Raw genomic sequence first — 14,979 nt, 5'->3', positions numbered from 1 at the left:
ATGAGCCCCATGGAAACCTTCCCCGCCATGCCGCTCGCGGACTGGCAGGACACCAAGGAGACCCTCCACCGGTACGCCCAGATCGTCGGCAAGATCCGCCTCGCCGCCAGCGTCCGGCGCAACCACTGGTGGAACGCGCCGTTCCACGTCACCGGCCGGGGGCTCACCACCCGCCCGATGGGGCAGGTGGACGGAAATCCGATCTTCAGCGTCGACTTCGATCTGGTGGGCCACCGGCTGCTCGTCGCCACGGCCGACGGGCGGGCGGCCTCCTTCGCACTGCCCGGCCGGTCGGTCGCCTCGTTCTACGAGGAGACGCTGCGCGCGCTGGACGGCGTCGGCGTCCATGTGGACCTGGCCCGGCCGTGGCCGTTCGACCTGCCCGACTCGGACCGGCCGTTCGCCGAGGACACTGAGCACGCGAGTTACGACCCGGTCATGGTCATGCGGTACTGGCAGGTGCTCAGCCAGGTGAACCTGCTGCTGGAGGAGTTCGCCGCCCGCTTCTCGGGCAAGACCAGCCCGGTTCACCACTTCTGGCACACCTTCGACATCGCCTGCACGAGGTTCTCCGGTCGCGTCGTGGAGCAGCCGGCCGCCAGCGATCCGGTGACGCGTGAGGCGTACTCCCGCGAGGTGGTCAGCTTCGGCTTCTGGTTCGGCGACGACGCCTTTCCCGAGCCGGCGTTCTACTCCTACACCGCGCCGGAGCCCGAGGGGCTGGCGACCGAGCCGCTGCTGCCCGCGTCCGCCCAGTGGATCGAGCAGCGCGGTGGTCACCTGGCCGTCCTGCGCTACGACGACGCGCGCGCCGATGCGGATCCGCGCGCCGCGGTGCTCTCCTTCTACGAGAGCGCCTACCAGGCCGGCGCGGGCCGGGCGGGCTGGGACATCGCCGGGCTCGCCTGCCCGGGCGGAGTCACCGACCCCCGCCTGCCCTGAACCCGGACGGTCCGAGAAGGGCCAGAATGGGCGCCATGGAACTGCGACCGGAGCTGTCGCCCCCTCCCGTCGGCCGGTCGAGGCTGGAGGAGCTGAGCCGGGAGATCGAGAGGATCTCGGGCCTGCTGTACGCCGGTGAGCCGGCCGGTGAGGCGATCGCCGCGTTCAACGCGGAGACCGGGCACGCCTACGACGCCTCCGACTTCGCGGAGTACCACGGCTGGCGTTCGCTGGACGACTTCGCCGTGGAGGCGGCCCGCCCGGCGTACCCGAAGGTGCCCGACGTCACCCGCGACGAGCTCGTCGAGATCGTCCGCAGGCTCCTGGCCGCCGATCCGGAGACCGACTTCTACCTGCTGCTCCTGCGGGCGAACGTCGCGCACCCGGGCGTGAGCGACCTGATCTACCAGGCCGGGCCCGGCGACGCCGAGCAGATCGTCGACGCCCTGCTGAGCCACCGCCCGATCGCGCTGTGATCCCTCACGCCGGGAGGGCGTAGAGGATCAGCGGGAGGGTGGCGACGAGGGTGGCGCCGGCGAGCATCGCGCCGCGCACGCGGCGGGGCAGCGGGTCCGGGGTGAGCAGCCGGCGGACCCGGACGAGGATGGGATTGGTCTCGTCGGCGGCGATGATGCCGAGCGTGCCCACGGGCGACGGGGCCGAGCCGGCCGACGCGAAGCGCAGCAGCGCCGTCGCCAGCTCCTTGGCCGGGCGGTGCCGCCGGGCGCGGTCGTCGGCCGCCATCTCGATGAGGAGTTCGACCGCGTCGAGGGTGCGGGCGACCGTGCGCGACTGCGGGAGCATCCGGCGCAGCGACGTGAAGGGCAGCAGCACCAGGTCGTGCCGCTCGCGGGCGTGCGCACGCTCGTGGGCGAGCACCGCGGCCAGCTCGTACGGGCCGAGCAGCTCCAGGGTGCCGGCGCTGACCACGACCTGGGAGCGGACGCCGGGAACGCAGTAGGCGGCGGCGACCGGATGATCGACCACGAGGGTGCCGGGCACCTCGGGGTCGCCGTGCGCGACCAGGGCCAGCAGGGCCCGGTGGCGCCGGCGGGCGCGGACGACGCCGGCGATGGCGACCATCAGCACGCCGAGAAGCATGAGGGCGAGGGTCAGGCCGGCCGCGAGCGCGGCCAGGTGGATCGGCGACAGCGGCCGGGGGTCGCGGAGAGAACGGCCGATACCGGCGACGACGCCATCGTCGTACGGCGCGACGCCGAAGCCGAGCAGGGTGCCGATGGAGGCGAGGCCCCAGGCCAGGCCGAGTGCCTGCCACAGCACGATCGCGGTACGGGGCGTGCGCCAGGTCCACCGGGCGCGGGTCAGCAGGTGCGCCCCGAGGGCGCTCCCGGCCGCTACCAGGGCAAGGAGGGCCGTGCCGGTCATCCCGGTTATGTCCCTTCCACCTCGTCGAGGACGCGGCGGAGCAGTTCCACCTCGTCGCCGGACACCGAGCGTGCGAAATGCGCCAGAGCGGCGTCGCGGTCGCCCGTCATGTTGAGCGCGCCCAGCATGAGCTCGGCCACGTACGCCTCTTTGGTCGCGATCGGACGGTAGCGCCATGCGCGTCCTTCGCGCTCCCGTACGAGAAAACCTTTTTTGGCGAGCCGGTCGAGCACCGTCATCACCGTGGTGTGCGCGAGATCGCGGTCGTCGGCGAGCGCACGGCTCACCTCACGCGCGGTGGCACCGTTGTCGCGGTGCCACAGGACCTCCATGACCGTACGTTCAAGCTCTCCCAGACCCTTCACATCCCCCATGCTATCCACTGTAGTACTACGAGCCGTAGTACTACGACCGGTGGTAGCCATCGCCGGCGCCGTCGCCGGAGAGGCGTCAGGCCGTGGTCACACCGCCCATGTAGCTCTGGCCGTGCCACTCGGACTCGTCCGGAGGCGCCTGAGTCGGCCAGCTCGGCTGGTCCGCCACGTGGCCAGGGATGGCCAGGCGCCTCAGCTCGTCCCTGACCTTCTCGGCGAAGGTGCCCGGCTGCGTCCGGGTGCGAAGGTACAGCTCGTACAGGTCGCGGCCGAACCGGTCGGCCTGGACGATGAGGTCGTTCGGCAGGTTGTTGAACTGCTCCGCGAAACCCTCGTCGGCCGCCATGTGCAAATCGCCGTCGAAGGTCGCCGAGTAGGAGGTCACGGAGCCGTCGGTGTTGCGGATGTCGAGGTGGACCTCGGTGTTCAGCGCGCGGGCGAGCAGGCGAGCCTGGTTCATCTGGGCGTTGGGCGCGCCCCGGTCGAAGTGCGCCCGCAGGCGGACGGACACGCCACGGCGCGCGCCACCGGCCTTGAGGATCTCCGCCATGGCGTGGTGCGGCTCGGCCGGATCGAAGTCGGGCCGCTTCGCGGCCTGGTCCATGAGCTTCTGCACGTCGTACGGGCGGCGCCGGCCCGGCTTGGCGGACTCGCCGGAGTGCCAGGCGGGGCGGTCCGGTGCCCCGACCTCGGCCCGGGAGAGCATCTCGTCCAGCTGGTGTCCGAACAGCGTGAGGGTCGCGCTGCCGGTGGCCGCGTGCGCGATGCGTACGGGTTCACCGACGACCTCGACCTCGTCCACGGAGGTGATCTTCTTCTCGACGAACGTGATGTCGCTGTCGACGCGGAACTGCACCTTGTCGGCGGAACCCTTCTCGAAGGCGCTCGTCTCGTTCCGGTTGCCGCCGCTGACGGAGCGGTGTTCGGTGCTCTGGGCGCCGAAGGTGGCGTCCGCGCCGACGCCGAACGTGTCGGGGCCGCCGCCGAAGCTCACGGTCGCCGGGCCCAGGTGGCTGCGGTCGGCTTCGACCTTCGCCTGCTCCTGCTGGCGGTTGACGTCGCGGAGTTCGGTCTCGATCAGACCGGTGGCCGAACGCTTGGGCTCGGACATGTTGTGCCGCACCCACACCTCCACGACCTTGTTGTTACCGAGCTGGAGGGTGATCATGCGGTGGCCGTTCGCGTCGGTCGCCCGCTCGAAGCGTGCGGTCAGCGAGTCTCCGGTCGTGACCCTCCTGATCGAGGCCTCGTGCGCACGGGCCTCGGACCGGCTGATCACCTTGTGGCGGACGAGCCCGTCGATGATCGCTTTGGGCAGGTCGTCGATCTCCACGTGTTCCGGGCTGGACTTCGCGGGGGGTACGAGCCGTCGCGCGTCCGCGGGACCGACCGGAGAGGCCGAGGCCTTGCCGACCGGCGCGGCCATGCCGGCGGGCAGCACGCGCTCGGCCGTTCCGGTCAGGGTGACCTCGTGGCGGCGCCTCGCGCCCTCCAGAGCGGCCCGGATGTCGACGGAGTTGCGCACGACCTCGATCTTGAGGGTGAGTCCGTGCTGGATCACCGGCTCGGCGTCCCGGAACACGCCCTCGCCCTGGAGCCGGGTCTTCTGCCGGGTGTGGCCGCCGCTGGAGGTGTGCGAGCGGTGGGTCTTGACAGTGCCGTGCACGCTGCCGTCGACGTTGCCGAAGGGGGTCGGCACGCCCTTCTTGGCGGCGCCTCCGCTGACCGAGCCCTCGTACGTCACGTTCTTGCTCTCGGAGACGTCCTCCTGCTCGTACGTGTAGTGCTGAAGGATCTGGCCGTGGCTGTACATATGGCGCAGAAGGGTCGGATCGCCGTCGAAGCTCGCCGTGACCCGGACCGTGAAGTCGCCGAAATTCTTGGTGTAGCCGGCCGGGCTCAGCATGTTCCGCATCTTTCCCCACCAGCGCTTGCCGGCGAAGTCGACGTAGAGCGCGCGCCAGAGCGCCGGATTGTCGGCCAGCGCCCGGGGCGCCACCGCGTTGACGGCGGCGGCGACCTGGTCGACCACCTCGACCTCGGTGTCCGGGGCCTCGGCGGTGTGCAGCGACGTCCGCTGGAACGTGCTGATGCCGACGTCCTTCCGGTAGTGATCCGGAATCACCATCGTGTCCGGATGCAGCTCCAACCGGCGTACTTCCGCCAGCATGTTGGCCATCCGGCGTGACGGCGCGTCCGCCCGCGGAACCACATCGGAGGGGAAGAACTGCGTCAGCAGGTTCGTGATGGTCTCGCGGCTGTGCCCCTTCGTGACGGGCAGCGCCGGGACTCCGACCGGCTGGCCTCGCCGTTCGTCCAGGCTCACCTTGTAGCGGGCCAGCGCGAGTTCGCCGAGGTACTTGCGGGCGAACGGGACGGCCGTACGCCGGTCCAGTCTGAGTTCGCCGCGCAGCAGGCGTTCCATGGCCTTGGCGACCTGGTGCAGGGGCAGCGACACCTCCCCGCGCGCCCACATGCTCAGGGCGTCGCGCTCGGCGAGGGTGTACAGAACCGAACCGCCCTCGGCGCTGTCCGACCGTGTGTGTCCCTTGGCGTCCGGTGCGGTGGAGACACGGAACTTGGCGTGCGCCTGGAAGACGTACTTCTTGCCGGTGTCGATGGCGAGTTGCTCGGTCCCCCAGATGTCGGTTTCCGTCCGTGACCGCGACCTGGACGACGACCGGGACAGGCTGACGCCCGCATTGCCGTTGGGATCGGTGGAGGTGTTCACTCCCACGCCGCCCGACCCCTTGACCGTCCAGCCGTGGCTCTCGTTGTGGCCGACGGCGTGGCTGGCCAGCGTGAGGTTGATGTCGCCGTCCACGATGTGCGACTCCTCGACGAACTCGGAGTCGCCCAGCTCGGCGGTCACCGTCGCCTGGCCGGTGTGGTACGAGCTGTACATCCATTCGGGGTGGGAGAGCAGCCCCCGCACGTTGAGCGCCGCGGCGAGTTCGTGGAACTCGGGGGAGTTCACCTTGATGCCAAGAAGCTTCACGGCCTTCTTGAGGAACTCGTCCCCGGCGTCGGCGTGCAGCAGCTTGGCCGTCCGCCGAGCCTCGCCCGAGGTCGGGTGCGCCGGCGCCGCCGGGTGATTCTCACTCGACGGCAGCATGTCGGCGGGCAGCACCACCCGCGCCGACCCGTCGACGTCCTCGGCGATGGTGATCGCCTTGCCCTTGGCCGTCAGCAGGTCGACCCGCAGCTTGTGCGGGATCTCGAACACCGCCACCGGTCCGACGTTCTCCCCCATGATCACCTGGTTGGCGGTGTCGCCTTCGGCCGTGCTCGCGCCCTCGGTGCTGTTGTAGCCGACGTCGATTTCGCCGCCCGAGGGCGTGAGACCCGGGCCCTTCGGCGCGTCGACGGCGGCCGCGCCGGTGCCGCTGTTGGTCGTCGACTGGCTCTCGGTCATGCTGGTGGTGTCGGAGCCGATGTCGAGGTTCACGACCGACTCGGCGTCGCTCACGCCCTTGAACTTCGCGTGCTCGAAGTCCTGCTCGAGTTTGACCCGGAGCGTGAAGTTCTTGGGGGAGTGGCCGGTCTTGGCGTGCATCAGGTCGAGGTGCAGGCCCTCCTGCGCCAGCTGGTCATAGCCCGACTCGAACCGCGGGCCGGTCGCCTTTCCGTTCCGGCCGACCCTCATGGTGAACTGCTCGTCCACCTCCCGCTCGTTGGCCATCTGGCTGGCGCGCTTGATCGGGTCGCGGGAGTAGACCTTCTGCCCGTTCTTGATCTTCGGCAGCAGTCCGAGCTTCCGCAGGCGCTCCTCGACCTGCTCGCGGAGCTTGTCGACGCCGGTGACGTCCTGGACCAGCGCCGGTCCCGCACCGCGGAGCTTGTTCTTGCCGAACACCTTCGGCAGCTCGCCCTTCCGGCCCTTGGGCGGATCGGGGTCGGGATCGTCCCGCAGCCTGATCGTGCCGTCCGGGTTGTACTTGATCGCTCCGCTGTCGTCGCGGACGATCGCCGCCGGGTCCACCGGCAGGCCGTACCGGTAGGCGAGGGGTTCCGGCATGCGGAAGAGCGCCTTGCTCTCGCCGTCGATCGCCGGCCGGGCCCGCCGCTCGCTCGCCATGTGGATCGTGACGGTGTGCTTCACCCGCAGGTGGTAGCCCTGCGTGTGCCCCTTCCACCGCTGCACGCTCGGGTGGATGGAGGTGCCACCCGAGCTCGTGGACCTCGAGCGCGACCGGGTGCGCGCGTAGGTGCCCGACAGCTTGGGCGTCACGCCGCCGACCTCGTTCAGCGCGCCCAGGTGGTCCGGGCCGACCTGCACGCCGCCGGTGACGTTGAAGTGCCGCGCGCGGCCCTTCGACGACTCGCGGGACGCGCCCGAGAAGGTGATCCGGAGCCGCTCCAGCCAGCGTTTGTTGCTGGCCGGCCCGACCCGCGGGTCCTCGTCCGGCTCGAGCACGATCTCCGACTTGATCTGGACGGTGCCGATCTCCTTGCCGTCCTTGACGATCGTCCGCTGCAGGCCGTGCGGGTCGTCGACCGCCTCCCCGAGCCGGCTCGGCAGCTCGTCGTTGAAAAGAGTGCGCACCTGCCGCCGGGCCACGTCGTCGAGGTTGGGGTCGAGACCCATCTCGTCGGCCGTGCGGTCGGTGAGTTCGTCCAGCCCGGTCATCCCGGTGACCGAGCTCTCGGGCAACGCGGTCTGCTGCCGGTCCGCCACGGGGAGTTGCGCCTTCTCCGCCGGGGCGCTGTCGGTGTAGGTGTGCGACACCCACACGCGTACCGGGCCGTCGGTGCTGACGGACTGGGTGTTGCTCCATCCGTGCCCGGGGCCGTCGGCCGTCCGGCGTACCTGGACCTCGAACACGGCGTTGCCGGCCGCCTGGCCCTCGGACCAGGGAGTCTCGAACATCGTGTGCGGGCTGCGGTCGTCCTCGACGGCGCCGCCCAGCGCGAACTCGGACGCGTGGTGCGTGTCCGAGCTGCTCCAGGTGTACCCGCCGCCGCCTTTGAGGATGGCGAACTGCGCCACGGTCCTGGCCCATTCCCAGGGCGTCAGCTTCGCGAGGGCCCCCGCGTCCAGCGACGCCGACAGGTCGGTGCTGCGGTTCGCGGCCGAGGCGACCGACGCGCCACCCTGCGGGAGCGTGCCGACCATGGTCTCCGACGCCTCCACGTCCGTGTCCGTGACCATGCGCAGGTTGGGCACCCGCAGTTTGACGCGTATCTCGCCGTCGCCGACCGGGAGTATCGCGCCGTCTTCGGAGACCAGGCGCCGGAAGTCACCCCGCAGAGTGCGATCGAGGTCCTCCACGGTGAAGCGGTGGTCGATGCCGACGCGGGACAGCACCTGGTTGACGAGGCGGGTGAGATGTCCGACCGGAAGGTTCCCGGCCGCCGCGGCGGCGGGCATCGCGGCGTCCGGCGGTCGCGTGTCGGTGGCCAGCCGGGAGGCCGCCTCCTGGAGGACCGTGACGGAACCGTCCGGCACCGTCCCCTCGTCGAGCGCCTCCCGGTAGGCGACCTGGTGCTTCCGGCCCTCCTCCAGATCTTGCGCGAGGCCGCCCCGCTGGAAGTCAGTGCCGGACACCATGGCGTTCAGCTGGGTGACGGCCTTCTGGTACGCGTTGCGGGCCTGCATCACGGGGATGCGCATGTCGTCGTACGCGTCGCCCGCCTTGCGCTGACGCAGGGAGGCCGCGCGCAGCTCGCTGCCGCCTTCCAGGTCACCGGCCTGGAAGGCGTCCCTCGCCTGCCCGGACAGCCGGACGGCGAACTCGTACTTCTGCATCACGAGCCGGTGCAGTTCCTCGCCGGCTTCGTTCAGCGCGCCGATCTGCCGCTGGAGTTCGACCGCGAGCTCGGCGCCGAGCCGGTTGCGCTCGGCGAGCTGGCTCTGCAGCGCGGCGTGCAGGCGGATGGTGGCCGTGGCGTCACCGGACGGGTGGCTCTGCCCGGCGGCGGCGAGTGCGCGCTGGAATTCGTAGTGGTGGGTCTGCGCGTCCTGGACGGCCTGGGCCAGGTCGCCGAGACGCACCCCCCGGTCGTTCGCGAGCCGGGTGAGCTGGTCAACGACCTCCCGGTACGCGGCGCGGGCCTGCACCGCGGGGATGCGCATGTCGCTGTACGCGTCGCCGGCCTGGCGGTGACGCTGGGCGGCCAGCCGCAGCTCACGCGCGCGATTCAGATCGCCGTTGTCGATCGCGTCGCCCGCCTCCGCGAGCAGCCGCAGGGAGGCGTCGTAGTTCTCCGTCGCGAGGCGCTGCAGTTCGTCGGCGGCCTGGTCGAGCGTGGCGAGCTGGCCGCCGATCTCCTGCTGCAGCGCCATGGCCGTCCGGCCCGAGACCGTGATGCTCGCGGCCAGCCCGGCACGCAGGTCGGTCACCTCCGGCCGCGGGGGCTCGGGGGTGTTCTCGGCCTCGCGGATCGCCTGCGCGATGTGGGCCGGCACCGGCCGGTCGGCGATCACGTCCTGGTACCCCGCGTGGTGCGCCTGCGCCTGGTCGAGGTTCTGGCCGAGCCTGGTCAGGTCGACGGGCCCGCCGATCATCAGCTGTTCCAGCTGGCTCGCGGCCTCGCGGTACGCGGCGGCGGCCTGGCCGGCCAGCCGGGAAGCTTCGTCGTACGCGCTCGCCTCGCGGTTCAGCCCGGTGCCGGCGTCGTGGTACTGCTGCGCGAGCTGCGCCTGCCCGCCGGCGGCGAGCTGCTGGGCGCGGTCGAAGGCTTGGTTGGCGGCCCGGCGGTGGTACTCCGCCACCCGATGCTGGTCGGCCGCGGCCTGGGCGGCCGAGGCGGCCTGCCGTTCGAGACCCTGCCTGAGGTCGGTGGCGGCCGCCGCCCGGGCGATGAGCTGTTCCGCCAGCTCGGCGTGGCGCCGGCCGGGCGCGGTGGGGTCGCCCGACGGCCGGCTCTGCCCGGCGTTGGCGAGACCGCGCTGGTACTGCTCGTGCTGCCGGTCGGCGTCCTGGACCGCCGCGGCGAGGTCGTCCACGTCGACCTGCCTGCCATTGGCCATCTCGTCGGCCAGGCCGGCGGCCCTGCGGTAGGCGTCGTGCACCTGTGTCGCCGGGCCACGCATGTCGCTGAACTTCTCGGCCGCCTGGTAGTGGCGTAGCGAGGCTTCACGCAGCTCGCGTGCGTGGCCGAGGTCGCCGCGCGCGATGGCGTCGGCCGCCTGCTGACCCAGCCGGAAGGCGGCGTCGTAGTTCTCCATCGTGAGCCGGTGCAGCTCGTCGTCGGTCTGGTCGAGCGCGGCGAGCTGGTCGGCGATGGCCTGCCGCAGCCCGGCGACGGCCTGCGCGGTGTCCGTGACCGCGCCGTTGAGGTTGGCGCGCAGGTCGGACAGGTCGGCGTTCGGTCCCGTCGTCGGCCGTCCCTCGCCAGACCACGGCGGGGTCGGCGGCGTGTGGCCGTGCTTGCGCAGGTAGCGCGCGACCCCCTCGATCTCCCTGGCGTACGCCTGCCGTTCCGCGTCGGTGGCGGCCGCGTGCCACTTGCGCGAGAGGTACCAGTGCTCGTTGAGCCGGGCGGACAGGCAGCCGTCGCGCCGCTCGGCGAGCCGGGACAGGAACCTGCGGATCGCGCCCTGCCCGGAACGGGCCTGGTCCGCCGTCTGGCGCTGGAAGGTGTCGCTGATCTCGTGCAGCATCACCCGCGCCACCTGGCCGGATGCCAGCCCGGGCGCCAGCGTCACGGCATGCGGATCGGCCACGGTGCCCGACCGCACCCGGGTGCGGCCGAGACGGCGGCCCCGCAACCCCAGCCGTGGGTGACGCACACCCGCCGGGGTGACCGAACGCGCCCGGTCGCGGCGCCCCTCCGCCTTGTTCTCGACCTTGAACCGGAAGTGCTGCGGGGCGCGGTTCAGGTGGTCCTGGAAGTGGATGATCAGTGTCGTGCCGTCGGCGGACCAGTTCCAGCCGCGTACCTGGGGGCCGAAGTCCGTGGGCCGCAGGTCGGCGTCGAACAGCGCGTGCGCCTCGGCCAGCGACAGGATGATCGGCCCCTGCCGCCCGTTGGCGACGAACGCGGTGCCCTTGAGCCGCCCCGCCGCCACCAGACCGAAGTCGTTCTGGCGGCCGTGGTGCGGCGCGGGCGTCTGGGTGTCGGCGTTCCCGGTCTGCGTGTTGCCGGTCTGCGCATTACCGTTCTGGTTCGCGTTCGGCGTGCCGTCGGACCGGCCGATCCAGTGGTTGACCAGCGCGCCGACGACCGCGTCGTCGGGTCGCGTCGAGTTCGGGTTGGACGGGGAGGAGCCGGGCTGCCCGGTGCCGGTGTCGCCGGACCCGGCGACAGGCCCGGTCGGCGAGCCGTCGACGGGCGCGGTCGGCGAGCCGTTGACGGGTGTGGTCTGCGAGCCGTTGACGGGTGACGTCGCCGGGGCCGTGCCGTCCAGGCTGGTGTTCTGGCCCGTGGCGGTGGCGGGCGCGGGAGCCGTGGGGTTGCTCGTCGCCGGGGGGTTCGCCGTCCCGTCCGGCTGCGTGGGACCGGTGCCCTGCGAGGTATCCGTGTTGACCGGAACGCTCTGGTCGCCCTGCTGGACCGCGTTCGGGTCGACGTTGGCCGCGGTCGGATCCGGGGCCACCGCGTTCTGCGGCGCTGCGTTCTGGAGCGTCGAGTCGTGGGGCGCCGCCGGGTCGCCGGAGTTGTCCGGGTCGGCGTTCACGTTCGCGGCGGCGTTGACGCGGGTGTTGCCCGCCCCCGCCGCCCGCGTGCCGTTCGCCGCCTGCCCGTTCACCGTCTGGCCGTTCACGTCGCCCGTCGGGGCGTTCGAGGCGACCGGCGACGTGCCGACCGGCGCCGTGCCGTTCTGCCCGTTCTGCGGCTGCTGGGAGTCGGGCTTCGGGCCGTCCGGGGAGTCCGGACCACCGGTCAGGTTGATCCCCAGATGCGCGGCGTCGCTGGCCATGGAGGTGTGGAAGGCACTGGCGAGGCTGACACCCGGGCTGGTCACCGCGTGGAAGACGCCGGGGTTGAACGGGCTGATCGTGTTGGTACGGCCGACGCCTCCCATGAAGCCGCCGAGCATCGACTCCCCGGTGGGAGCCTCCCACTGGCCGTAGACCAGCCCGTTGGCCAGGAAACTGCCCGCGGGAGACGCCGCGACGTTGTTCAGGCCGGTGTTCATCGCCCGGCCCGGGAACCGCCGGAACGCGTTGCCGACCCCCGGCGCGTCCCCGGCGATGCGGTTCAGGGCGCGGATGCCCGGCAGGTTGTCGGCGATGCCGGAGACGGGGCCGTGCAGCTTCATGCCCACGAACGCACCGGTGCCCGCCCCGATGGCCGTCGCCGCGGCCATGTGCCAGTCGAAGTTCCTCCGCGTGCCCTGCTTCATCTGCAGGTACTGGCTGTAGGCGTCGGTGAAGCCCTCTTCGCCGAGCTCCTCGATCAGTTCGTGCATCAGGGCGTGGGAGACGAACCGGCCGGCGGCGGAGTTGCCGGCCAGGGCGGTGATCCGTGCCGCCCCATTGGCCCCGAACGAGCGTCCGGCCGCGATGCCCAGGCGTTCGAGGATCCGGGCCATCGCGGTGCGCCCCGCCTGGGCGTACGGGCCGATGAGGGAAACGGTCGTGCCGGCGGTGAAGTAGGCCGCTATCAGGGCGATGAAAGCGGCGGTCACCGCGACCCAGAAAGCGACGTTGCAAGAAATCTTCGAATATTGAGTGTTCTGCGCGAAACTGTCGGTCTGCCGGGAGTAGAGAAAGGCCGAGACCATTTTCTCCAGCATGCCGGCCTGGTCGCCGAACAGCTCGGAGACCCGGGCCTTGGCCATGATCGCGGAGACGGCCTCGTATCCGGTCGAGATCGTACGGACCGAGGTGCCGGCCGGCTCGAACGCCGCGGCCCCCACCTTCACCATTTCTTCGAACGCGAGCCTGAGCTCCCACAGCTTGCTCTCGCTCGCCTTCGGCCAGGTCTGCCCGGAGGTCAGCATCGGAATCAGCCAATAGACCACCCAGTCGGGCAGCGCCTCGGTCTCCCAGGCCGGCTGTACGTCCTTCGTCGAGTATCCGGCGGGATCCGGAAGCGCCGGAATCTGACTGTTGACATCATCATTGATGTTGTGGCTGACATGCGTGTCAGTCGACCTGCCCCCGGCCATGGTCTACTGTTCCCGACGGGAACGGCGCCCGGCACACCTGATCACTGTGATGACCCCACCTCGTAAAGCGTCACACCGACATGTTGTTGTTGATCGTCTGGGTCAGTGAGTGGTCTGTCGAGGTGATGTTCTGGACCGACGTGCGCAGGGTCGGGCCGACGTTGACGATTTCGTTGACAAGCCGGGTGCCCTCGGCGCAGAGCATTTCGGGTCCGCCATTGGCCGCATAGGCCGACCAGAAGGACGCGCCCTCCGTGCCGTCCCCCCAGGGCGCTTCCTCGTTGAGTGCGCGGACTCTGTCCACGGCCTTGCTCCACATGCTCTGCAGCTCGGAGGACATCGTGTCCCACGCGGACAGGCCGCGTCCCACCGTGGTGTTGTCTATCTGCACGCCCTGAAGCTCTGTCACTGCAGTCACCTCTCCCCGCGTATCTGCTGGACCATCTGCTCCAGCACACTCTCCACGTCGCCGGCGAGGTGCGCCCGCATCTGATCGGCGGGAATGAGCGGCTCGAAGATCTCCACGACCTTCTCCTGAGCCTTGCTCGCCGCCTGATTGACGGCCTTGACAATGGCGTCGGCGAGCTCCCGGGAATCCGGCCGCCGGAAGATCCGAGGGTCGATGTCGAGACTTATGAGCTCGCCACGCGCGCCGACCGTCGCGGCCACCAAACCATCGCTTGACTTCTCAGTCACCTGGATGGCGCGTCCCTGAGCGTGCAGATCGAGCGCTTCGGCGTTCATGCGCATGAAGGCGTCGCGCAACTCGTCGGCGTAGATCCGCAAGCCGGCCGTTTCCATCTCTTCGGACAACGGCTCGCCACCACCCATCAAAGTGTGCCGATCGAGCGACACGAACGCGACGTGCAGAGTTCATAGGAATGTAACAGACCCGGATGCGTTGCCGTAAGGGTCTGAGATATACGTGTTACACGCCGCGGGCTTCCTCGTCGAGAAGTGTCACGTGTTCCGCCAGGTCGCTCACCTCGTCCCGGGCGACCCACCGCCGGTACACCCCGCGCTCGACGCGGTCGAGGCCGAGGCTCTGGGCGACGGTCACCCGGCCGCCGGTGTACTCCAGCAGCAACTCGCCCTCTCGCTGGTCGTGCACCCGGAACGGCGCGCCGCGCCAGCGGCACACGACCGCGACGGAACAGGCCATCGCGCACTCATCGGCCGGCACCGCCCGGACGTACCGGCCCGGCCGGACCTCCTCGAACCCCGGGGCCGGCTCGGCGCTCCGCAGGCGCATCCACAGCCGGCCGGAGCGCAGCTCGGGGCTCGCGTCGTAGTCGGCGTCGTGCCATCGAGCCCGGTACGTCATCCGGCCTCCTCGGTCGCTTCCTCGATGAAGAGCCATCGGCCGAGATCTCCGTCGTAGACCGCGCGGCGTCGCTCCACGCCGTCGGCGGCCAGCTCGACGATCTCCGACCCGTGCGGCAGCCCGATGCCGTCGATCTTGTACTCCCGGATCGTCTGGTCGACGTTGGGCACGAGGCCCATGCCGATGAACGGCGGCTCCTCGATCACCCAGCCCTCGACCGCGGCCCGGCTCTCCTCGTCGACTCCGCCGTACGGCGTCCGGTAGAGGGCGGGTCCGAGCGCCGGCCAGCGCAGGATGTTCACCGAGCCGGCGGCACTGATCACGTCGGAGCGCGTCAGGGCCTCGGCCAGCACCGTCGGCGTGGCGATGTGCGCGACGTCGAGCGCGTGGTGGCAGTAGCCCGACACGGTCGGGTCCTCGGCGGCCAGCAGGGCATGGATCTCGTCCGGGTGCAGCAGCTTCTGCACGATCGCCGGACCGGACTCCGGCTCCGCGGCCTGGTCCTGGGCCAGCGTGGGCACACCCAGCCGGGCGACCGTGCCCGGCTCGAGGAGGAAGGAGACCTCCAGGCCGGGGTTGACGGCCAGCCCCCAGCTCGCGTCGGGCCAGCCGGCACAGAGCTCGGCCAGCGACACGACGCGGAACCGTTGATCGGAACGTTCCATCGCCGTGGCCAGCCCGTCGGCCGAGGTGTAGGCCATCAGCCAGGTGCGCTCACCGAAGGTCAGAGTGGGCCACGTCGCAGGCTCCGCGCCGCTCGCCGCGGCGTCGCTGAGCGGCAGCGCGAAGTCGGCCAGCCGCAGCAGCCCGAGACACCGGGCGAGGTCGCCGGCCGCATGGGCCTCCGCGAGATGCTCATCGAACGCGCTGGCCGACCCCATGGCGGACACATT

At 70.9% G+C, this 14,979-nt stretch carries 9 protein-coding genes; 2 read left to right on the top strand and 7 right to left on the bottom strand.

Annotation, left to right across the window (positions count from 1 at the left end):
* The first annotated feature begins 9 nt into the window (after positions 1-9).
* Both QSK37_RS14810 and QSK37_RS14805 read left to right on the top strand, forming a co-directional pair.
* Positions 10-942, top strand: a complete 933-nt coding sequence (locus QSK37_RS14810) for a DUF5996 family protein (RefSeq protein WP_285620738.1) — start codon at positions 10-12, stop codon at positions 940-942.
* A gap of 35 nt (positions 943-977) precedes the next feature.
* Positions 978-1,418: a hypothetical protein gene (locus tag QSK37_RS14805; RefSeq protein ID WP_285620735.1), complete on the top strand. Its 441-nt coding sequence runs from the start codon at positions 978-980 to the stop codon at positions 1,416-1,418.
* 4 nt (positions 1,419-1,422) lie between these two features.
* Here the strand turns inward: QSK37_RS14805 and QSK37_RS14800 are convergent, their stop codons facing one another.
* The 7 genes from QSK37_RS14800 to QSK37_RS14770 all read right to left on the bottom strand — a co-directional run bounded on the left by QSK37_RS14800 (position 1,423) and on the right by QSK37_RS14770 (position 14,967).
* Positions 1,423-2,328: a M56 family metallopeptidase gene (locus tag QSK37_RS14800; protein WP_285620733.1), complete on the bottom strand. Its 906-nt coding sequence runs from the start codon at positions 2,326-2,328 to the stop codon at positions 1,423-1,425.
* A 5-nt stretch (positions 2,329-2,333) separates the two neighbouring features.
* Positions 2,334-2,693: a BlaI/MecI/CopY family transcriptional regulator gene (locus tag QSK37_RS14795; protein WP_285568922.1), complete on the bottom strand. Its 360-nt coding sequence runs from the start codon at positions 2,691-2,693 to the stop codon at positions 2,334-2,336.
* A gap of 85 nt (positions 2,694-2,778) precedes the next feature.
* Positions 2,779-12,762, bottom strand: a complete 9,984-nt coding sequence (locus tag QSK37_RS14790) for a WXG100-like domain-containing protein (RefSeq protein ID WP_490246500.1) — start codon at positions 12,760-12,762, stop codon at positions 2,779-2,781.
* A 70-nt stretch (positions 12,763-12,832) separates the two neighbouring features.
* A complete protein-coding gene (locus tag QSK37_RS14785) occupies positions 12,833-13,171 on the bottom strand; it encodes a hypothetical protein (RefSeq protein ID WP_285568249.1) in 339 nt (112 codons plus the stop codon).
* A gap of 5 nt (positions 13,172-13,176) precedes the next feature.
* Positions 13,177-13,617 (bottom strand): YbaB/EbfC family nucleoid-associated protein, encoded by a 441-nt coding sequence (locus QSK37_RS14780; RefSeq protein ID WP_285568251.1) that lies wholly within the window; start codon positions 13,615-13,617, stop codon positions 13,177-13,179.
* A gap of 73 nt (positions 13,618-13,690) precedes the next feature.
* On the bottom strand, positions 13,691-14,086 hold the full coding sequence (locus QSK37_RS14775) for a hypothetical protein (RefSeq protein ID WP_285568253.1): 396 nt from the start codon (positions 14,084-14,086) through the stop codon (positions 13,691-13,693).
* Positions 14,083-14,967: an SseB family protein gene (locus tag QSK37_RS14770; RefSeq protein WP_285620730.1), complete on the bottom strand. Its 885-nt coding sequence runs from the start codon at positions 14,965-14,967 to the stop codon at positions 14,083-14,085. Before QSK37_RS14770 ends, QSK37_RS14775 begins: the two co-directional genes overlap by 4 nt.
* Positions 14,968-14,979: the final 12 nt, after the last annotated feature.

The sequence above is a fragment of the Actinoallomurus iriomotensis genome (assembly GCF_030269445.1).
GTDB classification, from domain to species: domain Bacteria; phylum Actinomycetota; class Actinomycetes; order Streptosporangiales; family Streptosporangiaceae; genus Actinoallomurus; species Actinoallomurus iriomotensis.
The sequence above is the reverse complement of the archived record's forward strand: the minus strand, read 5'-3'. Positions and strand labels throughout refer to the sequence as shown.

What these genes read in the sequence shown, in the direction of transcription:
- QSK37_RS14810 (WP_285620738.1), top strand. Translation starts at nt 10, where the DNA reads ATGGAAACCTTCCCCGCCATGCCGCTCGCGGACTGGCAGGACACCAAG.
- QSK37_RS14805 (WP_285620735.1), top strand. Translation starts at nt 978, where the DNA reads ATGGAACTGCGACCGGAGCTGTCGCCCCCTCCCGTCGGCCGGTCGAGG.
- QSK37_RS14800 (WP_285620733.1), bottom strand. Translation starts at nt 2,328, where the DNA reads ATGACCGGCACGGCCCTCCTTGCCCTGGTAGCGGCCGGGAGCGCCCTC.
- QSK37_RS14790 (WP_490246500.1), bottom strand. Translation starts at nt 12,762, where the DNA reads ATGGCCGGGGGCAGGTCGACTGACACGCATGTCAGCCACAACATCAAT.
- QSK37_RS14775 (WP_285568253.1), bottom strand. Translation starts at nt 14,086, where the DNA reads ATGACGTACCGGGCTCGATGGCACGACGCCGACTACGACGCGAGCCCC.
- QSK37_RS14770 (WP_285620730.1), bottom strand. Translation starts at nt 14,967, where the DNA reads ATGGGGTCGGCCAGCGCGTTCGATGAGCATCTCGCGGAGGCCCATGCG.